Origin of the sequence: Pseudomonas sp. NY11955 (assembly GCF_048068035.1) — a bacterium.
In the GTDB taxonomy this organism is placed as follows: Bacteria; Pseudomonadota; Gammaproteobacteria; order Pseudomonadales; family Pseudomonadaceae; genus Aquipseudomonas.
Map to the genome: position 1 here is coordinate 172,332 of NZ_JBLUPS010000005.1, position 20,847 is coordinate 193,178.

The window sequence follows — 20,847 nt, forward strand, 5'->3', positions numbered from 1 at the left end:
AGCGTGTCTTTGATCGCTTCCGACCAATTCCGCATCGTTGTCGGCCTCGGCAAGAGCGGCATGTCCCTGGTTCGCTTCCTGGCGAGCCGGGGCATTGCCTTTGCGGTCGCCGACACCCGCGAGCAACCGCCGGAACTGGATGCCCTGCGCCGTGATTACCCGCAGGTGGAAGTGCGCTGTGGTGAACTGGACGTGGACTTCCTGTGCCGCGCCAACGAGCTGTACGTAAGCCCGGGCCTGGCCTTGGCCACCCCGGCCCTGCAGCAAGCGGCCGCGCGTGGCGTGAAGCTGTCCGGCGATATCGAGCTGTTCGCCCGCCACGCCAAGGCGCCGATCATTGCCATCAGCGGTTCCAACGCCAAGAGCACCGTCACGACCCTGGTCGGCGAGATGGCCGCCAAGGCCGGCAAACGTGTGGCCGTGGGCGGTAACCTCGGTACCCCGGCTCTGGACCTGCTGGCCGACGATGTCGAGCTGTATGTGCTGGAGCTGTCCAGCTTCCAGCTGGAAACCACCGACCAGCTCAACGCCGAAGTGGCCACGGTGCTGAACATCAGCGAAGACCACATGGACCGCTACAGCGGGCTGCCGGCCTACCACCTGGCCAAGCACCGGATATTCCGTGGTGCCAAACAGGTTGTCGTCAATCGTCAGGACGCCCTGAGCCGGCCGCTGCCGGTGGAAGGCCGCCCATGCTGGACCTTCGGCCTCAACCAGCCGGACTTCAAGGCCTTTGGCCTGCGCGAAGTGGACGGCGAAAAATACCTGGCATTCGAGTTCCAGGCGCTGATGCCGGCGCGCGAGCTGAAGGTTCGCGGCGCTCACAACCAGAGCAACGCCCTGGCAGCCTTGGCCCTGGGGCACGCTGCCGGCCTACCGTTCGAGCCCATGCTCGAAGCCCTGCGCGAGTTCGGTGGCCTGGCCCACCGCTGCCAGTGGGTGCGCGAGCGTAATGGCGTGCACTGGTACGACGATTCCAAGGCCACCAACGTCGGTGCTGCCCTGGCGGCCATCGAAGGCCTGGGTGCGGATATCGAAGGCAAACTGGTGCTGATCGCCGGTGGCGACGGCAAAGGCGCCGAGTTCACTGCCTTGCGTGAACCGGTCAAGCGCTTCTGCCGCGCCGTGGTGTTGCTGGGCCGTGACGCCGAGCGTCTGGCCGAAGCCCTGGGCGATGACGTGCCGCTGGTGCGGGTCAAGACCCTCGACGAAGCCGTGCAGCAGTGTGCCGAGCTGGCCCAGGCCGGCGATGCCGTGCTGCTGTCGCCGGCGTGCGCCAGCCTGGACATGTTCAAGAACTTCGAAGAGCGCGGCCGCCTGTTCGCCCAGGCAGCGGGAGGCCTTGCATGATTTTCGGCATCCTCAAGCCCTATCCGTCGCCGTTGATCAGCGGTCGTGGCATCGACCTGGACTTCCCGATGCTCGCCGGCTGCCTGGCCTTGCTGGGCCTGGGCCTGGTGATGATCACCTCGGCGTCCTCGGAAGTGGCTGCGGTGCAGTCGGGTAACCCGCTTTATCACATGTTCCGCCACCTGGTGTACGTGTTCCTTGGCCTGGTTGCCTGCGGCGCGACCATGATGGTGCCGATCGCCACCTGGCAGCGCATGGGCTTCATGATGCTGCTGGGCGCCTTTGGCCTGCTGGTAATGGTGCTGGTGCCAGGTATCGGCCGTGAAGTGAACGGCTCCATGCGCTGGATTGGGTTCAGCTTCTTCAACGTCCAGCCCTCGGAAATCGCCAAGGTCTTCGTGGTCGTTTACCTGGCCGGTTACCTGGTGCGCCGGCAGACCGAAGTGCGTGAAACCTGGATGGGCTTCTTCAAACCGTTCATCGTGCTGCTGCCCATGGCTGCCCTGTTGCTGATGGAGCCGGACTTCGGCGCCACCGTGGTGATGATGGGCGCCGCGGCGGCCATGTTGTTCCTTGGCGGGGTAGGGTTATTCCGTTTCAGCCTGATGGTGGTGCTGGCGGTGCTGGCGGTTTTCGTGCTGGTACAGGCACAGCCTTACCGGATGGCGCGCCTCATTACCTTCACCGACCCGTGGTCCGACCAGTTCGGTTCGGGCTACCAGCTGACCCAGGCACTGATTGCCTTCGGCCGTGGCGAGTGGCTGGGCGTGGGCCTGGGCAACAGCGTGCAGAAGCAGTTCTACCTGCCCGAAGCGCACACCGACTTCGTGTTCTCGGTATTGGCCGAAGAGCTGGGTGTGGTCGGTTCGCTGGTGACCATCGCACTGTTCGTGTTCGTCACCGTGCGTGCCCTGTACATCGGTCTGTGGGCCGAGAAGGCCAAGCAGTATTTTGCCGCCTATGTGGCCTTCGGCCTGGCGTTCCTGTGGATCGGCCAGTTCCTGATCAACATCGGGGTGAACGTCGGCCTGCTGCCGACCAAGGGCCTGACCCTGCCGTTCCTCAGCTACGGGGGCAGCTCGCTGGTGATTTGCTGCGCCTGTGTGGGCTTGTTGCTCCGCATCGAGTGGGAAAGCCGCACGCACCTGGGCAGCGAGGAACACGAATTCAGCGAAAGCGATTTTGCCGAGGAGACCAGTCATGGCCGCTGACGGCAAAAATGTATTGATCATGGCCGGCGGCACCGGGGGCCACGTGTTCCCGGCGCTGGCCTGTGCACGTGAGTTCCAGGCGCGCGGTTACAGCGTGCACTGGCTGGGCACCCCACGGGGCATCGAGAACGAGTTGGTGCCACAGGCTGGCTTGCCCTTGCACCTGATCCAGGTCAGCGGCTTGCGCGGCAAGGGCAAGCTGTCGCTGCTCAAGGCGCCGTTCACGCTGGTCAAGGCCGTGTTGCAGGCTCGACGTATCATTCGTCAGCTCAAGCCAGTATGCGTACTGGGCTTTGGCGGCTACGTGACCGGCCCTGGCGGCGTGGCTGCGCGGCTGTGCGGCGTGCCGCTGGTGATCCACGAGCAGAACGCCCGGGCCGGTACCGCCAATCGGCTGCTGGTGCCACTCTCGGCGCGGGTCTGCGAAGCTTTCCCGAACACCTTCGAGGCGAGCGACAAGCGTCGCACCACCGGCAACCCGGTGCGCCCGGAGCTGTTCATGGACGCGCAACGCGCGCCCCTGGCCGAGCGCCGTGCACGCCTTTTGGTGCTCGGTGGCAGCCTGGGTGCGGAACCCTTGAACAAATTGTTGCCTAAGGCCCTGTCCGAAGTGCCTGCCGCGCTGCGGCCAGAGGTGTTCCACCAGGCCGGCAAGCAACACGCGCCGATCACCGCCGAGCGTTATCACGAGGCGGGTGTCGCGGCTCAGGTAGAGCCCTTCATCAAAGACATGGCCCAAGCCTATGGCTGGGCCGACATGGTGGTGTGCCGGGCCGGTGCCCTGACCGTCAGCGAGCTGGCGGCAGCAGGCCTGCCTTCGATGCTGGTGCCTTTGCCCCACGCGATCGACGACCACCAGACCCACAACGCCCAATATCTGGCCCGCGAAGGCGCTGCCTTCCTGATGCCACAAGCGACAACTGGCGCAGCGCAGCTCGCTGAACGCCTGAACGAGGTGCTGATGCAACCCGAGAAACTCAACGTCATGGCAGGCACCGCACGGCGCCTGGCCAAACCTGCCGCAACCAGCACCGTGGTCGATATCTGCCTGGAGGTGGCCCATGGTTGAGAGCCAGAAAGCCATGCCCCAGCCGAAGATGGGCCGCATTCGCCGTATTCACTTCGTCGGCATCGGCGGCGTGGGCATGTGCGGCATTGCCGAAGTGCTGCTGAACCTGGGCTATGAAGTGTCCGGTTCCGACCTTAAAGCCTCGCCGGTCACCGAGCGCCTGGAATCGTTCGGCGCCGAGATCTTCGTCGGCCACCGCGCCGAGAACGCCGCCACCGCCGATGTGCTGGTAGTGTCCAGCGCCATCAACCCGGCCAACCCGGAAGTTGCCACCGCGCTGGAGCGGCGCATTCCGGTGGTGCCGCGTGCCGAGATGCTCGCCGAGCTGATGCGCTATCGCCACGGCGTTGCCGTTGCCGGCACGCACGGCAAGACCACCACCACCAGCCTGCTGGCTTCGGTGTTCGCCGCCGGTGGCCTGGACCCGACCTTCGTCATCGGTGGCCGTCTGACCGCTGCCGGTACCAACGCCCAGCTGGGCACCAGCCGCTACCTGATCGCCGAAGCTGACGAAAGCGATGCCAGCTTCCTGCACCTGCAGCCGATGGTGGCCGTGGTCACCAACATCGACGCCGACCACATGGCGACCTACGAAGGTGACTTCAACAAGCTGAAGAAAACCTTCGTCGAGTTCCTGCACAACCTGCCGTTCTATGGTTTGGCGGTCATGTGCCTGGACGACCCGGTCGTGCGCGAGATCCTGCCGCAGGTGAAGCGCCCGACGGTGACCTATGGCTTCAGCGAAGAGGCCGACATCCGCGCCATCAACGTGCGTCAGCAGGGCATGCAGACCCACTTCACCGTGCTGCGCCGCGACCGCGAGCCGCTGGAAGTGTCGGTCAACATGCCGGGCAACCATAACGTGCTCAACGCCCTGGCCACCATCGCCATCGCCACTGACGAAGGCATCACTGACGAGGCCATCATCCAGGGCCTGTCCGGCTTCCAGGGTGTCGGCCGTCGCTTCCAGGTATACGGCGAGCTGCCGGTCGAAGGCGGCAGCGTGATGCTGGTCGACGACTACGGCCATCACCCGACCGAAGTGGCCGCGGTGATCAAGGCCGTGCGCGGTGGCTGGCCAAGCCGCCGCCTGGTGATCGTCTACCAGCCGCACCGCTACAGCCGCACCCGCGACCTGTACGACGATTTCGTCCAGGTGCTGGGCGATGCCAACGTGCTGTTGCTGATGGAAGTCTACCCGGCCGGCGAAGAGCCGATTCCCGGTGCCGACAGCCGTCAGCTGTGCCACAGCATCCGCCAGCGCGGCAAGCTGGACCCGATCTACATCGAGCGTGGCGCCGAGCTGGCGCCGCTGGTCAAGCCATTGCTGCGCGCTGGCGACATCCTGATCTGCCAGGGTGCCGGTGATGTCGGCGGCCTGGCACCGCAGTTGATGAAAAGCCCGCTGTTCGCAGGCGCCAAGCAGGAGAAGTCGAAATGACCAGCGCCTACGACAAGTTGCACTCGACCCTGGACGTCAAGGCGTTCGGCCGTGTCGCCGTGCTGTACGGTGGCAAGAGCGCCGAGCGTGAAGTGTCGCTGAAGTCTGGCGCCGCGGTGATCGACGCGCTGACCACCGCCGGTGTCGACGTGGTGGCCATCGACGTCGGTGACGACCTGCTCGCGCGCCTGCAAAGCGAAAAGATCGACCGCGCCTTCATCATCCTCCACGGCCGTGGCGGTGAAGACGGCAGCATGCAAGGTTTGCTGGAGTGCCTGGGTATCCCCTACACCGGCAGCGGCATCCTTGCCTCGGCGCTGGCCATGGACAAGCTGCGCACCAAGCAGGTGTGGCAGAGCCTGGGCATCCCCACCCCGCGCCACGCGGTGTTGGCGAGCGAAAGCGATTGTTTGCAGGCCGCTACGGAACTGGGCTTCCCGCTTATCGTCAAACCCGCCCATGAAGGCTCTAGCATCGGCATGGCCAAGGTGAACAGCGCCCAGGAACTGGTCGCCGCCTGGCAGGACGCCGCCAAATACGATTCCCAGGTACTGGTGGAGCAGTGGATCCACGGCCCGGAGTTCACCATCGCGGTATTGCGCGGGCAGGTGCTGCCGCCGATCGCCCTGGGTACGCCGCACGTGTTCTACGACTACGACGCCAAGTACATCGCCAACGATACCCAGTACCGCATCCCGTGCGGCCTGGATAGCGTCAAGGAACAGGAACTGATCGACCTGACCGCACGCGCCTGCGATGCCATTGGCATCGAAGGCTGGGGGCGGTTGGACGTGATGCAGGACGAGCAGGGCCGGTTCTGGCTGCTCGAAGTCAACACCGCACCTGGCATGACTGATCATAGCCTGGTGCCTATGGCGGCCCGCGCGGCCGGTCTGGACTTCCAGCAACTGGTGCTGGCGATCCTGGCCGAAAGCGTGGCGACGCGAGGTTAACAACCATGCAAGGCGCGATGATACGTCAGCAGCAACCCGTTACCGGCCGTAGCAAGCCGGTGCCGCGTGGTGCCAGCCGGCTGGTGGCCGACGAGCCCGTATCGGCGCGCCTGCCGCGGCCAAGCCTGGGCGGCCTCAAGCGCCTGCTGTGGCCGGTGCTGCTGGTGGCGGCCGGCTTTGGTGCCTACGAGGGCGCCATTCGCCTGATGCCGTACGCCGACCGGCCGATCACCAAGATCGACGTGCAGGGCGACCTCAGCTACATCAGCCAGCAATCGGTGCAGCAGCGTATCGCGCCCTACGTGGCGGCGAGCTTCTTCAGCGTCGACCTGCCAGCGATGCGGGCTGAACTCGAACAGATGCCCTGGATCGCCCACGCCGAAGTACGCCGGGTGTGGCCTGACGAGGTGGTTATCCGCCTGGAAGAACAACTGCCGGTGGCGCGCTGGGGCGACGAAGCCCTGCTCAACAACCAGGGCCAGGCGTTCACCCCGCGCGAGCTGGCCAACTACGAGCACCTGCCGCAGCTGGCCGGGCCGCAGCGTGCTCAGCAACAAGTCATGCAGCAGTATCAGGTATTGAGCCAGATGCTGCGCCCCCTGGGCTTCTCCATCGCTCGCCTGGAGCTGCGCGAGCGAGGCAGCTGGTTCCTGACCACCGGTGCGAGCAGCGCGGGGCCAGGCATCGAGCTGCTGCTGGGGCGCGACCATCTGGTGGAGAAGATGCGCCGTTTCATTGCCATATACGACAAGACACTCAAAGACCAGATCACCACTATCGCCCGCATTGATCTGCGTTATTCCAACGGACTTGCCGTTGGTTGGCGGGAACCGATTGCACCGACGACGGCCCAACCCGCCGTTGCGAAGAATTAGAGAGAGGCAGGACCATGGCAAACGCGCATAGCGGCAAAATGATCGTCGGGCTGGACATTGGCACCTCCAAGGTGGTGGCGCTGGTGGGCGAAGTGGGCGAAGACGGCACCCTGGAAATCGTCGGGATCGGCACCCATCCGTCCCGCGGCCTGAAAAAAGGCGTGGTGGTGAACATCGAGTCCACCGTGCAGTCGATTCAGCGCGCCGTCGAAGAAGCGCAATTGATGGCCGGCTGCCGCATCCATTCGGCGTTCGTCGGTGTGGCTGGTAATCACATCCGCAGCCTGAACTCCCACGGCATCGTCGCCATCCGCGATCGCGAGGTCAGCCTGGCCGACCTGGAGCGCGTACTCGACGCTGCCCAGGCCGTGGCGATTCCGGCCGACCAGCGCGTGCTGCACACCCTGCCGCAGGACTACGTGATCGACAACCAGGAAGGCGTGCGCGAGCCACTGGGCATGTCTGGCGTACGTCTGGAAGCCAAGGTTCACGTGGTCACCTGCGCGGTCAACGCGGCGCAGAACATCGAGAAGTGCGTGCGCCGCTGCGGCCTGGAAATAGACGACATCATCCTCGAGCAGCTGGCTTCGGCCTACTCGGTACTGACCGATGATGAAAAAGAGCTGGGCGTGTGCCTGGTGGACATCGGTGGCGGCACCACCGACATCGCCATCTTCACCGAGGGCGCCATCCGTCACACCGCGGTCATCCCGATTGCCGGCGACCAGGTGACCAACGACATCGCCATGGCCCTGCGCACGCCGACCCAGTACGCCGAAGAAATCAAGATCCGCTACGCCTGCGCCCTGGCCAAACTGGCTGGCGCCGGCGAGACCATCAAGGTGCCGAGCGTCGGCGACCGCCCGCCGCGCGAGCTGTCGCGCCAGGCCCTGGCCGAGGTGGTGGAGCCACGTTACGACGAGCTCTTCACCCTGATCCAGGCCGAACTGCGCCGCAGCGGCTACGAAGACCTGGTACCGGCCGGCATCGTCCTCACCGGCGGCACCGCGAAGATGGAAGGTGCCGTGGAACTGGCCGAGGAAATCTTCCACATGCCGGTACGCCTGGGCGTACCGCACAGCGTTCGGGGGCTGAGCGACGTGGTACGCAACCCGATCTATTCCACCGGCGTGGGCTTGCTCACCTATGGCCTGCTGAAGCAGTCCGAGGACTTGATCCTGACCGGTAACAGCAACAGCAGCAACAACAGCTATGGCGATGAACCGAAGGCCCCAGTGCTTGAACGCTTCAAGAAATGGGTCCAGGGCAACTTCTAAGTTTCAAAGCAGTAGTGGTAGGCGCAACAACTAGAGAACTGTAAGGAGAGGGAAAATGTTCGAGCTCGTAGACAACGTCCCGCAAAGTCCGGTCATCAAGGTGATCGGCGTTGGTGGTGGTGGCGGCAACGCCGTCAACCACATGGTCAAGAGCAGCATCGAAGGCGTGGAATTCATTTGCGCCAACACCGATGCCCAGGCGCTGAAAAACATTGGCGCGCGCACCATCCTGCAATTGGGCACTGGCGTGACCAAGGGCCTGGGTGCCGGTGCCAATCCAGAAGTCGGCCGTCAGGCTGCGCTGGAAGACCGTGAGCGCATCGCAGAAGTGCTGCAGGGCACCAACATGGTGTTCATCACCACTGGCATGGGCGGCGGTACCGGTACCGGTGCAGCGCCGATCATCGCCGAAGTGGCCAAGGAAATGGGCATTCTCACCGTTGCCGTGGTGACTCGTCCGTTCCCGTTCGAAGGCCGCAAACGTATGCAGATCGCCGATGAAGGCATCCGCATGCTGGCTGAAAGCGTCGACTCGCTGATCACCATCCCCAACGAGAAGCTGCTGACCATCCTGGGCAAGGATGCCAGCCTGCTGTCCGCCTTCGCCAAGGCAGACGATGTACTGGCCGGTGCCGTGCGCGGTATCTCCGACATCATCAAGCGCCCAGGCATGATCAACGTCGACTTCGCCGACGTACGTACCGTGATGGGTGAAATGGGCATGGCCATGATGGGTACTGGCTGCGCCAGCGGCCCGAACCGTGCGCGTGAAGCCACCGAGGCAGCGATCCGCAACCCGCTGCTGGAAGACGTCAACCTGCAGGGCGCCCGCGGCATCCTGGTGAACATCACCGCAGGCCCGGACCTGTCGCTGGGTGAATACTCCGACGTGGGTAGCATCATCGAAGCCTTCGCCTCCGACCACGCCATGGTCAAGGTCGGCACCGTGATCGACCCGGACATGCGCGACGAACTGCACGTGACCGTGGTGGCCACTGGTCTGGGCGCGCGCATCGAGAAGCCTGTGAAGGTGGTCGACAACACCCTGCAGACCGCTCAGCAGGCCTATGAAGCGTCCAATCCTGCGCCGGTGCGTCAGGAGCAGCCAGCGGTCAACTACCGTGACCTGGAGCGCCCGACGGTGATGCGCAATCAGGCCCATGCAGGTGCTGCCGCAGCCGCTAAACTGAACCCTCAGGATGACCTGGACTACCTCGATATCCCGGCATTCCTGCGTCGTCAGGCTGATTAATGGAATTTATCAGGGGTATAAAGGTGATTGGTATTCATCAAAGGTTGGGTCTGTTATCATCCCCAGCCTTTGTTGATACCTGTTCGCAATTTGCGCTGAAGCGGCCAATGCCATGATTAAACAACGCACCCTGAAGAATACCATCCGTGCCACAGGTGTCGGTCTGCACTCCGGGGAGAAGGTTTACCTGACCCTCAAGCCTGCACCTGTTGACACCGGCATCGTCTTCCGCCGCGCCGATCTCGACCCTGTGGTCGAAATCCCTGCGCGTGCGGCCAACGTCGGCGAGACAACCATGTCGACGACGCTGGTCAACGGTGACGTCAAGGTCGATACGGTCGAGCACCTGCTCTCCGCCATGGCGGGCCTGGGCATCGATAACGCCTACGTCGAGCTCTCCGCCTCGGAAGTGCCGATCATGGATGGCAGCGCCGGTCCTTTTGTATTCCTGATTCAGTCTGCCGGCCTGGAAGAACAGGACGCAGCCAAGAAGTTCATCCGCATCCTGCGTGAGGTAACCGTGGAGGAGGGCGACAAGCGCGCCACGTTCCTGCCTTTCGAAGGGTTCAAGGTGAGCTTCGAGATCGACTTCGATCACCCGGTGCTTCGCAACCGGACCCAGAGCGCCAGCGTCGACTTTTCCAGCACCTCGTTCGTGAAGGAAGTCAGCCGCGCGCGTACCTTCGGCTTCATGCGTGACATCGAGTACCTGCGCAAGCACAACCTTGCGTTGGGTGGCAGTGTCGAGAACGCCATCGTGGTCGATGAGGACGGCGTGCTCAACGAAGACGGCCTTCGTTACGAAGACGAATTCGTCAAGCACAAGATCCTCGACGCCATCGGCGACCTGTACCTGCTGGGCAACAGCCTGATCGGCGAGTTCAAGGGCTTCAAGTCCGGCCACGCGCTGAACAACCAGCTGTTGCGCAAGCTGATTGCTGAAACCGATGCCTGGGAAGTGGTCACTTTCGAAGATGCCAGCACGGCACCGATCTCGTACATGCGCCCTGTTGCGGCCGTGTAAGTTCGAACACTCTCTAGTTCATTAAGGCCACCTTCGGGTGGCCTTTTTTATGGCTTGTCCTGAGCGTGGGCTGCCAGCCGTTCCAGCGCTGCGCGCAGCTTGGGGTCGGTGATGCCCTCGGCGGTGTCGCGCAGGCTCTCGGCCGCGCTGTTCGACAGCTCAGCAGCATGCCCGCCACGCTTGGCTGGCACCAATGGCGGCTGCACCTTGTACAGGATGCGCCTGAGGTTGCCGAATGCTTCCATGGCCTGCAATGCCGCCAGCAAGCGCTTTTGCTGGTAGCGCAGGCGGGTTGCCCAATGGCCGTCGGTTACCACCAGCAACAAGGTGCCGTCGCGCCACGATGCCACATGGCAGTGCTCGCGGGCAGCCGGTTGCAACTGGCTTTCCAGCAGGCGCTGCAGGTGCTCCAGGCGCTCGGCCTGGTTCAGCAGCAGGCGCAACGGGCGCACCTGGCGCAGCAGCGCGGAGGGTTGCTGGGCGGGGGAGGGTTTGTAGGCCATGGGTATATGCATGAGGTGACAAGATCAGCAGTTTAACACCTCTATAGCCTGCGCCGGTCCCTTCGCGGGCATGCCCGCTCCCACAGGTGTGCCGCCAACCTGGAGCCAGTGTTGATCCTGTGGGAGCGGGCGTGCCCGCGAAGAGGCCGGCACAGGCAATAAAAGATACGAGTCATTCTCGATACCTTTCATGAACCCGGGCCTTGAACTCAGGGAAAATGCCCCTATCTAAAACAAGCCCCCGCCAAAACGCTGTAATAGCATCGTGGAAATCCACCACTTTCCTCACCATCGTTTCCGGGTAGAATGCTCGTTCGCATGCGGCCTCAGGGCTGCACGGGCGACTCATGGGGCCGCCCTCCATCCCTACGTGTGGAAGATCCTGCCGATATGTTTGCGCCTTTGTTAAAAAAACTTTTTGGAAGCAAGAACGAGCGTGAAGTCAAACGCATGCTCAAGACGGTGAGTATCGTCAATGCCTTCGAAGAGAAGATGGTGGCCCTCTCCGACGAGCAACTGCGGGGCAAGACCGCAGAGTTCAAGGAGCGCCTGGCCAAAGGCGAGACACTGGACCAGTTGCTGCCCGAAGCCTTCGCCGTGGCCCGTGAGGCCGGCAAGCGCGTAATGGGCATGCGCCACTTCGACGTGCAGCTGATCGGTGGCATGACCCTGCACGAGGGCATGATCGCAGAAATGCGCACCGGTGAAGGCAAGACCTTGGTCGGTACCCTGGCCGTGTACCTCAACGCATTGTCCGGCAAGGGCGTGCACGTGGTCACCGTCAACGACTACCTGGCCCGCCGCGATGCCAACTGGATGCGCCCTCTGTACGAATTCCTCGGCCTGTCGGTCGGTATCGTCTCGGCCTTCCAGCCGCCGGAAGAAAAGCGCGCCGCTTATGCGTCCGACATCACCTACGGCACCAACAACGAATTCGGTTTCGACTACCTGCGCGACAACATGGCGTTCAGCCAGGACGAGAAGTTCCAGCGTGAACTGAACTTCGCCGTGATCGACGAAGTCGACTCGATCCTGATCGACGAAGCGCGTACCCCGCTGATCATTTCCGGCCAGGCCGAAGACAGCTCCAAGCTGTACATCGAGATCAATCGCCTGATCCCGCGCCTGACCCAGCACATCGAAGAAGTCGAAGGCCAGGTCACCCAGGAAGGCCACTTCACCATCGACGAGAAGAGCCGCCAGGTCGAGCTGAACGAAGCCGGTCACCAGTTCATCGAAGAGATGCTGACCCAAGCCGGTCTGCTGGCCGAAGGCGAGAGCCTGTACTCCGCCCACAACCTGGGCCTGCTGACTCACGTCTACGCCGGTCTGCGTGCGCACAAACTGTTCCACCGCAACGTCGAGTACATCGTCCAGGAAGGCCAGGTCCTGCTGATCGACGAGCACACCGGCCGCACCATGCCGGGCCGTCGCCTGTCCGAGGGCCTGCACCAGGCTATCGAGGCCAAGGAGAACCTGAACATCCAGGCCGAGAGCCAGACCCTGGCTTCGACCACCTTCCAGAACTATTTCCGCTTGTACACCAAGCTGTCCGGCATGACCGGTACCGCCGACACCGAAGCGTTCGAGTTCCAGTCGATCTACGCCCTCAACGTGATGGTCATTCCGCCGAACAAGCCGCTGGCGCGCAAGGACTTCAACGACCTGGTGTACCTGACCGCCGACGAGAAATACGCCGCGATCATTGCCGACATCAAGGAAAGCATGACCAAGGGTCGGCCGATCTTGGTGGGTACCGCGACCATCGAAACTTCCGAGCACATGTCGAACCTGCTCAAGAAGGAAGGCATCGACCACAAGGTACTGAACGCCAAGTACCACGAAAAAGAAGCCGAGATCATCGCGCAAGCAGGTGCTCCGGGTGCCCTGACCATCGCCACCAACATGGCGGGCCGTGGTACCGACATCCTGTTGGGTGGTAACTGGGAAGCCGAAGTGGCTGCCCTGGAAAACCCAAGCGCCGAACAGATCGCCCAGATCAAGGCCGACTGGCAGAAGCGTCACCAGCAGGTGATCGAGGCCGGTGGCCTGCACGTAATCGCTTCCGAGCGTCATGAATCGCGCCGTATCGACAACCAGCTGCGTGGCCGTTCCGGCCGCCAGGGCGACCCGGGCTCCAGCCGCTTCTACCTGTCCCTGGAAGACAGCCTGATGCGCATCTTCGCCTCTGATCGGGTGAAGAACTTCATGAAGGCGCTGGGCATGCAGTCGGGCGAGGCCATCGAACACCGCATGGTCACCAACGCCATCGAGAAGGCCCAGCGCAAGGTCGAAGGCCGCAACTTCGATATCCGTAAGCAATTGCTCGAATACGACGACGTGGCCAACGAGCAGCGCAAGGTGATCTACCACATGCGCAACAGCCTGCTGGCCGCCGAGAACATCGGCGACACCATCGTCGAATTCCGCCAGGAAGTCCTGGACGCTACCATCAGCCAGCACATTCCGCCGCAGTCGCTGCCCGAGCAGTGGGACGTGGCCGGCCTGGAAGCTTCGCTGGCCAGCGATTTCGCCATGAAGCTGCCGATTCAGCAGTGGCTCGACGAGGACGATCACCTCTACGAAGAGACCCTGCGCGAGAAGCTGCTGAACGAGATCACCACTGCCTACACCGAGAAGGAAGACCAGGCGGGTATCGAAGCGCTGCGTACCTTCGAGAAGCAGATCCTGCTGCGCGTGCTGGACGACCTGTGGAAAGACCACCTGTCGACCATGGACCACCTGCGTCACGGCATTCACCTGCGCGGCTATGCGCAGAAGAACCCGAAGCAGGAGTACAAGCGCGAGTCGTTCAGCCTGTTCCAGGAGCTGCTGGAGTCGATCAAACGCGACACCATTCGCGTCCTGTCGCACGTACAGGTTCGCCGCGAAGACCCGGTCGAAGAGGAAGCTCGCCTGCGCCGCGAGGCCGAAGAGCTGGCCAGCCGCATGCAATTCCAGCACGCCGCCGCACCGGGCCTGGAAAGCGAGCAACTGAGCGAAGAGGGTGCCGAAGTGGCGGTAGCCGCTGCGCCAGTACGTAACGACCAGAAGTTGGGCCGCAACGAACCGTGCTGGTGTGGTTCGGGCAAGAAGTTCAAGCATTGCCACGGGCAGATCGAGTGATCTGATCCACTCGCAGTAACGTGACAAATCCGGGGCCGCCGTGCGGCCCATTCGCGGCACAAGGCCGCTCCCACAAGGACCGCGCCGCATCCTAGGCTGCGATGCCCTTGTGGGAGCGGCCTTGTGCCGCGAATGGGGCGCGAAGCGGCCCCGCTCTTCCATCATCATTTCACCGTTTTTCTAGGAGCGCTCTAATGGCTGTTGGTCTTGGTCCTTTGCCCACCCTGCACCCGGTTCCGGGTTTTGAACTCGGCATCGCTTCTGCCGGCATCAAGCGCCCGGGGCGCAAGGATGTGGTGGTCATGCGCTGTGCCGAAGGCTCCAGCGTAGCGGGCGTGTTCACCCTCAACGCGTTCTGCGCGGCACCGGTGATTCTGTCCAAACAGCGTGTACAGGGCACCGTGCGCTACCTGCTGACCAACACCGGTAACGCCAACGCCGGTACCGGTGCTCCAGGCCTGGCTGCCGCCGAGCGCACCTGCGCCAAGCTGGCCGAGCTGGCTGGCGTACCCGCCGAGTCGGTACTGCCGTTCTCCACCGGGGTAATCGGCGAGCCATTGCCGGTCGAGAAGATCGAAGGTGCGCTGCAGGCCGCCCTCGACAACCTGTCGGAAAACCACTGGGCCGAAGCCGCCACCGGCATCATGACCACCGACACCCTGCCCAAGGGCGCCAGCCGTCAGTTCCAGCACGATGGCGTGACCGTTACCGTGACTGGCATCAGCAAGGGTGCAGGCATGATCCGCCCGAACATGGCCACCATGCTCGGCTACATCGCTACCGACGCCAAGGTTGCCCCAGCGGTGCTCAAGGACCTGATGCTGGACGGCGCCAACAAGTCGTTCAACCGCATCACCATCGATGGCGACACCTCGACCAACGACTGCTGCATGTTGATCGCCACCGGCAAGGCCAACCTGCCGGAAGTGACCGAAGCCAGCGGCGCGCTGTTCGAAGCGCTGAAAAAGGCCGTGTTCGAAGTGTGCATGGAAGTGGCCCAGGCCATCGTCCGTGACGGCGAAGGCGCGACCAAGTTCGTGACCGTGCAGGTCAACGGTGGTGGTAACCACCAGGAATGCCTGGATGTCGGCTACGCCGTGGCCCACTCGCCGCTGATCAAGACCGCGCTGTTCGCCTCCGACCCGAACTGGGGCCGTATCCTCGCCGCCGTAGGGCGTGCCGGTGTACCGGAACTGGACGTGAGCTTGATCGACGTATATCTGGACAGCGTGTGCATCGCCAGCAAAGGCGGCCGCAGCCCGAGCTACACCGAAGCGCAGGGTTCGGCAGTGATGGCCCAGGAAGAGATCACCATCCGTATCGAACTGGGCCGTGGCCAGTGCAGCGAAACCATCTGGACGACCGACCTGTCCCACGAGTACGTGAAGATCAACGCCGAGTACCGTACCTGATTCAAATGGGGCCGCGTCGCGGCCCTTTCGCGGCACAAGGCCGCTCCTACAATCGCTGTAGGAGCGGCCTTGTGCCGCGAAGGGCTGCAAAGCAGCCCCCGACATTCCAACCGAATGGAGCCGAACCATGAGCTATCACCTGATCATCGGCGACAAGCTGTACTCCTCCTGGTCGCTGCGTGGCGCCCTGGCCCTCGAGCTGGCCGGCGTACCCTACGAAGAATCCCTGATCAAACTCAACCAGCCTGATACCCGTCAGCGCATCCTCGCCTATTCCGCCACCGGCAAGGTCCCGCTGCTCAAGACCGAGCACGGTGTGATCGCCGACTCGCTGGCCATTGCCGAATACCTCAACGAACGCCACCCCGAGGCCCAGCTGTGGCCAGTCGATGTGGCGGCGCGTGCCCAGGCCCGTTCGGCCTGTGCACAGATGCACAGCGGTTTCTTTGCCTTGCGCGGTGCCATGCCGTTCGACCTGTCGCGCGACCAGGCGTTGGACAGCGTGCCGCTGGACGTACAAATCGATATCGATCGCATTGTCGCGCTGTGGTCCGAATGCCGCCTGGTGGCCAAGGACAATGGCCCGTTCCTGTTCGGTAAACCGAGCCTGGCCGATGCTTTCTTCGCCCCGGTGGCCGTGCGCCTGCGCACCTACCGCGTGGAGGTGCCAGCAGAGGCGGCAGCCTACATCGAGACCATTTATCAGTGGCCAGCCTTCCAGGCCTGGCAGCAGGCTGGCCTGGCGGAGCGTGAAGTGTGAAGCGGATTCATGTAGTAGCCGCCGTCATTCGCGGTGCTGACGGCCGGATTCTGATCGCACGCCGTGCCGACACCCAGCACCAGGGCGGGTTGTGGGAGTTTCCCGGCGGCAAGGTGGAAGACGGCGAAAGCGTCGAAGCGGCGCTGGCCCGCGAGCTGCGCGAAGAGCTGGGCATCGAGGTAAGCCGTTCGCGTGCGCTGATCAAGGTTAGCCATGACTACCCGGACAAACAGGTGCTGCTGGACGTGCGCGAGGTGGATGCCTTTACTGGCGAACCGCATGGTGCCGAGGGCCAGCCGCTGGAATGGGTTGCCCCGCGCGACTTGCCGCAGTACGCATTCCCCGAAGCCAACAAGCCGATCGTTGCCGCCGCGCGGCTGCCGGACCAGTACCTGATTACCCCGGATGGCCTGGAAGTGCCACAGATGCTCAAGGGCATCCAGAAAGCAGTGGCCAATGGCATTCGCCTGATCCAGTTGCGTGCCCCGGACATGTACGACCCCAAGTACCGCGACGTGGCGGTGGATGCGGTCGGGCTGTGTGCGGGCAAGGCGCAGTTGATGCTCAAGGGGCCGCTGGAATGGCTGGGTGATTTCCCCGCGGCCGGTTGGCACCTGACGGCCGCGCAACTGCGCAAGTACGCCGCCAAGGGCCGGCCGTTTCCCAAGGAGCGTTGGCTGGCAGCGTCCTGCCACAGCGCCGAGGAGCTGGCGCTGGCCGAGCAGATGGGCGTGGACTTTGTCACCTTGTCGCCCGTGCAGGCGACCCAGACCCACCCCGAGGCGGTGCCACTGGGCTGGGATCAGGCGCAGCGCTTGATTGCCGGGTTCAACAAACCGGTTTACCTGTTGGGCGGGGTAGGGCCGGGTGAGCGCGAGCAGGCCTGGGACGCGGGAGCACAGGGCGTGGCCGGGATTCGGGCGTTCTGGCCTGAAATCTGAGTCAATTGGGCCCCTGTGGGAGCGGGTAAACCCGCTCCCACAGGGAATCGCGTCAATTTCAGCCTTTTGGCTTCTCGGCAGGTTGCCACAATACTTCAGCCACCCCTTGCCGCCGGCCTATGATGCGCGCTGCCACGAACAGCAGGTCGGAAAGCCGGTTGATATACGCCAACCCAACGCCTTCCAGTGGCTCCACCGCATTCAACTGCTGGCACCGCCGCTCCGCACTGCGCGCCAGGCTGCGGCACACATGCGCCTGCGCCACCAGCGCCGAGCCACTGGGCAAAATGAAATTCTTCAACGGCCCCAGCTCTTCGTTCCACACATCGATGGCCGCCTCCAGGCGCTCCACCTCCGCCAGGTTCAATGCCTGGTAACTGGGCATCGCCAGCTCGCCGCCCAGGTCGAACAAGCGGTGCTGACACGGCGCCAATACCTCGCTCACCTCATCCAGCCCTCGCTCGGCCAGCCCCGCCAGCAGCACCCCCAGCTGGCTGTTCAGGCTGTCCACCTCGCCAATCGCCTCGATCCGCGGGTGGTCTTTGGGCACTCGGCGGCCGTCGCCCAGGCCGGTTTCGCCTTTGTCACCGGTGCGGGTATAGATCTTCGAGAGGCGGTAGCCCATTTCATTGCTCCGTTCTGGTCGGTGCCGCCGCTGCCGGCTGGCTCAGGGGCAGGCGCAGGGTAAAGCAGGTGCCCTGGCCGGGCGTGGATTGCACTTCCATCTGCCCCTTATGGTTATTGGTGATGATGAAGTACGAGACGGATAGGCCAAGCCCAGTGCCCTGGCCGATTTCCTTGGTGGTGAAGAACGGCTCGAAGGTGCGCTTGCGCACCGCCTCGGGCATGCCGACGCCGTTGTCCTCGACCTGGATTTCCGCCCATGGCGGGTTCAGCCGGGTACGCAGGGTGATGCGCCCGGGCTCACTCGGTTGCGGGCGCTGGTGGATGGCCTGGGCGGCGTTTTTCAGCAAGTTGAGCAGCACTTGCTCCAGCTCGTTGGCAGTGCAGGGCACCGGCCCCAGGTCGGGGTCGAACTGGCGCACGATGGCTTGGCCTTTGAAGTCGAAACCAATGGTCAGGTCAAAATCATTGCCGGCAATTTCCAGTGCCTGGTCGATCAGTGCCGGCAGCTCGCAAGGCACCAGTTGGCGGTTGCTGCGGCGGCTGAAGCTGAGCATGTGGGTCACGATCTTCGCCGCCCGGGCACCGGCTTGCGCAATGCCGTCGAGCAGTTGTGGCACCTCGCGGCTGTCCAGGTAGCGGTTGATCGTGGCCAGGTCGATGCCCAGCTCTTCGGCCTGGTCCTGGTTGCGCGGCAGGTCGGTCGACAGGCGCCGGCGTATGTTCTGCACGTTGTGCAGAATGGCGCCCAGCGGGTTGTTGATTTCGTGCGCCATGCCGGCAGCCAGGCCACCGACCGAAAGCATTTTCTCCGATTGCACCATCATTTCTTCCAGCGACAGGCGCTGGGTGATGTCGTCGATCCGGATGACCACGCCGCGCCCGCCACCGCCGGTCAGTGGGTAGAAGGTCAGGGCGTAGTGGCGCAGGTCGTCGCCCTTGGGCCAGGTGACACGCTCGATCTTCGCCACCCGGTGCTTTTCCACGGTTTCCTTGAGTTGTGGCAGGAATGGCTTGAGTGGCTCGAAGGCGATGAACACTGGCTGGTTCAGCGCTTCGTCCAGGGGCGTTCCGGAAAGCACCGTGGCTTCCTGGTTCCACTGGGTCACGTAAAGCTGTTCGTCGAGGGCGATCAGTGCCGAGGGCATCGAGTCGATGATGCTGTTGAGGTAATTCTGGAAGCCGGTGAGCTTCTTCTCGATCTTGCTGCGCACCTGCACTTCCAGTTCCAGCTTGCGGTTGGTGTGGCGGGTTTCCTCAGCCAGGCCCTGAGCCTGGTCATAGGCGTCCTGGAACTCGTCACGGGCGCGCTTGAGCTGCTGCTCACGGGCCTCGATACGCGACAGCATGGTATTGAACGCCTCGGCCAGGCTGCCGATTTCATCGTCGTTGCCGCGCCGGGCGCGCAACGCGTAGCTCTCCTCACGGGTTACCTGGCGGCTGAGTTCCTCAAGCTGGTTGATTGGTTGGGTGATCAGGCGTTTGATCTGCCGTGCGATGACGATCCATAACAGGATGCTGAACACCAGGATGCCCAAGCTGGCGCTGAGGGTGCCGGTGTAGAAGGCGGTGGGCAGCTCGCTGCTGGCTACCAGCAGCAAGTGTGCCGGTGGGTTGGCGTCGCGCGGAATTCGGATCAGTTGGGTGCTGCGAAACTCCATCAGGCGCCAGCCGTCGATGTTGCGAAAACGCTTGGGCAGGGCCAGCGGCTCGCCATGCTGCAGTTGCGCAAGCATGCGGCCATCGCCACCGTAGATGGCCGCAGCGCGCAGGGGCGTATAGCTGTCCAGCTCCTTGAGCAACGCGCTGGCGGTATCCGGGTTGTCACCGGCGCGGGCAGCGAGCTGCGGGTTGGCCACCAGCCGACCGATGGTCTGCAGTGCCTGCGGCGCCATGCTTTCCTGGGTGATCCAGTAGGCGGCGCTGATGAAGGTGAGGTTGGCTACCAGCAGGATGGTCACCAGCAATACCAGCAGGGCCGCCAGCAGCTTCTGCCCGACCGGGAGGTTTTCCAGGCGTTGGCGCAAGGTCATGGGCTAGGCAATGTCCGTATCCGGTTGATGGGCCGCGTCAGTCGCAGGGCAAGCCACGCACGCGCAGGTTTTCGACCAGGCGCTGCAGCAGGTGTTCCAGCTGCGGCAGCTGCAGGCCGTGACGACCTGCGGCACGGCAGGCGTGGCCGAGCAGGTAGTGCAACTCGGTACGCCGGCCCGCGCGCACGTCCTGGTACATGGAAGAGTAGTTGGCTGCGGTGGCGAGTATCACCCGCTGCACTTCTTCGTCCAGCGCTTCGGCAGCTTGCGGCTGGCCGCAGCGGCGCAGCAGTTGGGCCAGCTCGACGCACAGGGCCTGCACTTCACCCAGGTGCCCCAGTAGCCCGCCATTCTGGCAGTCGTGCAGCACAGTCAGCGGGTTGATGGCGCAATTGAGCGCCAGTTTGCGCCACAAGCGGGTGAGAATGTCCACCGTCCATTCGGCAGGAATACCTGCTTCGTGCAGGTCATCGAACCAGGCTGGGATCGTGGGGTGACGTGGATCGCCCAGCCAATTGAAGCCATGGCCGGCAAAACGCACCTGCCAGTCCCCCTCACGGAAGGCCCCTTCGGTGCTGGAGACGAAGATGCAGCGAGCGTGCGGTACCAGGTCTGCGACTTCATCCTGGCTGCCCAGGCCATTTTGCAGCAGCAGCAATTCGGCGCCCATGGCCAGCCGTGGCGCTACAGCGGCAATCGCCGGGGCGGCATCATAGGCCTTGCAAGCCACCAGCAGGCGGTGGATCGGGCCTTGCGCCTGCGCGGTTTCGGCAGGGATGGCGTAGTGCCGGGCCTGGTCCTGTTCGACCAGTGTCAGGCCGCCGGCCTGCTGATAAGCCTGCAGCCGTTGCCCATCTCGCAGGATCAGGCGCACCGCCTTGCCTGCGCGTGCCAGGCGGCAAGCCCACAGGCTGCCCAGGCTACCGGCGCCGAGAATATGCCAGGTGCTGCTCATATGCGTTTCGCAACCCGTTATAATGAGCCCGCATTTTAACC

17 protein-coding genes are annotated in these 20,847 nt (G+C 63.6%); 13 read left to right on the forward strand and 4 right to left on the reverse strand.

Annotation, left to right across the window (positions count from 1 at the left end; genetic code table 11):
• Positions 1–3: 3 nt before the first annotated feature.
• From murD to lpxC, 9 genes are all read left to right on the forward strand, one after another.
• Complete coding sequence (gene murD, locus ACNFBR_RS11675) at positions 4–1,350, forward strand: UDP-N-acetylmuramoyl-L-alanine--D-glutamate ligase (protein ID WP_416735049.1); 1,347 nt, start codon at positions 4–6, stop codon at positions 1,348–1,350.
• Positions 1,347–2,561 (forward strand): putative lipid II flippase FtsW, encoded by a 1,215-nt coding sequence (gene ftsW / locus ACNFBR_RS11680; protein ID WP_416735050.1) that lies wholly within the window; start codon positions 1,347–1,349, stop codon positions 2,559–2,561. Before murD ends, ftsW begins: the two co-directional genes overlap by 4 nt.
• Positions 2,551–3,630: an undecaprenyldiphospho-muramoylpentapeptide beta-N-acetylglucosaminyltransferase gene (murG, locus tag ACNFBR_RS11685; protein ID WP_416735051.1), complete on the forward strand. Its 1,080-nt coding sequence runs from the start codon at positions 2,551–2,553 to the stop codon at positions 3,628–3,630. Before ftsW ends, murG begins: the two co-directional genes overlap by 11 nt.
• Positions 3,623–5,071, forward strand: coding sequence for a UDP-N-acetylmuramate--L-alanine ligase (murC, locus tag ACNFBR_RS11690; protein WP_016713564.1), 1,449 nt, complete (start codon positions 3,623–3,625; stop codon positions 5,069–5,071). Before murG ends, murC begins: the two co-directional genes overlap by 8 nt.
• The gene (locus ACNFBR_RS11695) at positions 5,068–6,024 is read left to right on the forward strand and encodes a D-alanine--D-alanine ligase (RefSeq protein ID WP_416735052.1); all 957 of its coding nucleotides are present in this window, start codon (positions 5,068–5,070) and stop codon (positions 6,022–6,024) included. Before murC ends, ACNFBR_RS11695 begins: the two co-directional genes overlap by 4 nt.
• A 5-nt stretch (positions 6,025–6,029) precedes the next feature.
• On the forward strand, positions 6,030–6,899 hold the full coding sequence (locus ACNFBR_RS11700) for a cell division protein FtsQ/DivIB (RefSeq protein WP_012274056.1): 870 nt from the start codon (positions 6,030–6,032) through the stop codon (positions 6,897–6,899).
• 14 nt (positions 6,900–6,913) lie between these two features.
• Entirely contained in the window at positions 6,914–8,176 is a 1,263-nt protein-coding gene (ftsA, locus tag ACNFBR_RS11705) for a cell division protein FtsA (RefSeq protein ID WP_416735053.1), read from the forward strand.
• 55 nt (positions 8,177–8,231) lie between these two features.
• Complete coding sequence (gene ftsZ / locus ACNFBR_RS11710; RefSeq protein WP_003251871.1) at positions 8,232–9,428, forward strand: cell division protein FtsZ; 1,197 nt, start codon at positions 8,232–8,234, stop codon at positions 9,426–9,428.
• Between the two features lie 112 nt (positions 9,429–9,540).
• The gene (lpxC, locus tag ACNFBR_RS11715; protein ID WP_003251873.1) at positions 9,541–10,452 is read left to right on the forward strand and encodes a UDP-3-O-acyl-N-acetylglucosamine deacetylase; all 912 of its coding nucleotides are present in this window, start codon (positions 9,541–9,543) and stop codon (positions 10,450–10,452) included.
• A 47-nt stretch (positions 10,453–10,499) separates the two neighbouring features.
• On the opposite strand, the gene ACNFBR_RS11720 is transcribed toward lpxC, so the two are convergent.
• Complete coding sequence (locus ACNFBR_RS11720; protein ID WP_416735054.1) at positions 10,500–10,955, reverse strand: DUF721 domain-containing protein; 456 nt, start codon at positions 10,953–10,955, stop codon at positions 10,500–10,502.
• A gap of 390 nt (positions 10,956–11,345) precedes the next feature.
• Here ACNFBR_RS11720 and secA point away from each other — a divergent pair, with 390 nt between their 5' ends.
• The 4 genes from secA to ACNFBR_RS11740 all read left to right on the forward strand — a co-directional run bounded on the left by secA (position 11,346) and on the right by ACNFBR_RS11740 (position 17,194).
• Entirely contained in the window at positions 11,346–14,081 is a 2,736-nt protein-coding gene (secA, locus tag ACNFBR_RS11725; protein WP_416735055.1) for a preprotein translocase subunit SecA, read from the forward strand.
• Positions 14,082–14,275: 194 nt separating this feature from the next.
• The gene (gene argJ, locus ACNFBR_RS11730) at positions 14,276–15,493 is read left to right on the forward strand and encodes a bifunctional glutamate N-acetyltransferase/amino-acid acetyltransferase ArgJ (RefSeq protein ID WP_416735056.1); all 1,218 of its coding nucleotides are present in this window, start codon (positions 14,276–14,278) and stop codon (positions 15,491–15,493) included.
• 127 nt (positions 15,494–15,620) lie between these two features.
• A complete protein-coding gene (locus ACNFBR_RS11735) occupies positions 15,621–16,253 on the forward strand; it encodes a glutathione S-transferase family protein (protein ID WP_416735057.1) in 633 nt (210 codons plus the stop codon).
• Positions 16,250–17,194: a Nudix family hydrolase gene (locus ACNFBR_RS11740; RefSeq protein ID WP_416735058.1), complete on the forward strand. Its 945-nt coding sequence runs from the start codon at positions 16,250–16,252 to the stop codon at positions 17,192–17,194. The genes ACNFBR_RS11735 and ACNFBR_RS11740 overlap by 4 nt, the downstream gene beginning before the upstream one ends.
• Positions 17,195–17,252: 58 nt before the next feature.
• Here the strand turns inward: ACNFBR_RS11740 and ACNFBR_RS11745 are convergent, their stop codons facing one another.
• From ACNFBR_RS11745 to ACNFBR_RS11755, 3 genes are read right to left on the reverse strand one after another with little or no spacing between them, the layout of a single operon-like run.
• Positions 17,253–17,819, reverse strand: coding sequence for a cob(I)yrinic acid a,c-diamide adenosyltransferase (locus tag ACNFBR_RS11745; protein WP_416735059.1), 567 nt, complete (start codon positions 17,817–17,819; stop codon positions 17,253–17,255).
• Between the two features lies 1 nt (position 17,820).
• Entirely contained in the window at positions 17,821–19,851 is a 2,031-nt protein-coding gene (locus ACNFBR_RS11750; protein WP_416735060.1) for an ATP-binding protein, read from the reverse strand.
• A gap of 37 nt (positions 19,852–19,888) precedes the next feature.
• Complete coding sequence (locus ACNFBR_RS11755; RefSeq protein ID WP_416735061.1) at positions 19,889–20,806, reverse strand: putative 2-dehydropantoate 2-reductase; 918 nt, start codon at positions 20,804–20,806, stop codon at positions 19,889–19,891.
• Positions 20,807–20,847: the final 41 nt, after the last annotated feature.

Excerpts from the sequence above, each read along its gene's own strand:
- ftsW (WP_416735050.1), top strand. The coding sequence starts at position 1,347 with ATGATTTTCGGCATCCTCAAGCCCTATCCGTCGCCGTTGATCAGCGGT.
- murG (WP_416735051.1), top strand. The coding sequence starts at position 2,551 with ATGGCCGCTGACGGCAAAAATGTATTGATCATGGCCGGCGGCACCGGG.
- murC (WP_016713564.1), top strand. The coding sequence starts at position 3,623 with ATGGTTGAGAGCCAGAAAGCCATGCCCCAGCCGAAGATGGGCCGCATT.
- ACNFBR_RS11695 (WP_416735052.1), top strand. The coding sequence starts at position 5,068 with ATGACCAGCGCCTACGACAAGTTGCACTCGACCCTGGACGTCAAGGCG.
- ACNFBR_RS11700 (WP_012274056.1), top strand. The coding sequence starts at position 6,030 with ATGCAAGGCGCGATGATACGTCAGCAGCAACCCGTTACCGGCCGTAGC.
- ftsA (WP_416735053.1), top strand. The coding sequence starts at position 6,914 with ATGGCAAACGCGCATAGCGGCAAAATGATCGTCGGGCTGGACATTGGC.
- ftsZ (WP_003251871.1), top strand. The coding sequence starts at position 8,232 with ATGTTCGAGCTCGTAGACAACGTCCCGCAAAGTCCGGTCATCAAGGTG.
- lpxC (WP_003251873.1), top strand. The coding sequence starts at position 9,541 with ATGATTAAACAACGCACCCTGAAGAATACCATCCGTGCCACAGGTGTC.
- ACNFBR_RS11720 (WP_416735054.1), bottom strand. The coding sequence starts at position 10,955 with ATGGCCTACAAACCCTCCCCCGCCCAGCAACCCTCCGCGCTGCTGCGC.
- secA (WP_416735055.1), top strand. The coding sequence starts at position 11,346 with ATGTTTGCGCCTTTGTTAAAAAAACTTTTTGGAAGCAAGAACGAGCGT.
- argJ (WP_416735056.1), top strand. The coding sequence starts at position 14,276 with ATGGCTGTTGGTCTTGGTCCTTTGCCCACCCTGCACCCGGTTCCGGGT.
- ACNFBR_RS11735 (WP_416735057.1), top strand. The coding sequence starts at position 15,621 with ATGAGCTATCACCTGATCATCGGCGACAAGCTGTACTCCTCCTGGTCG.
- ACNFBR_RS11745 (WP_416735059.1), bottom strand. The coding sequence starts at position 17,819 with ATGGGCTACCGCCTCTCGAAGATCTATACCCGCACCGGTGACAAAGGC.
- ACNFBR_RS11750 (WP_416735060.1), bottom strand. The coding sequence starts at position 19,851 with ATGACCTTGCGCCAACGCCTGGAAAACCTCCCGGTCGGGCAGAAGCTG.
- ACNFBR_RS11755 (WP_416735061.1), bottom strand. The coding sequence starts at position 20,806 with ATGAGCAGCACCTGGCATATTCTCGGCGCCGGTAGCCTGGGCAGCCTG.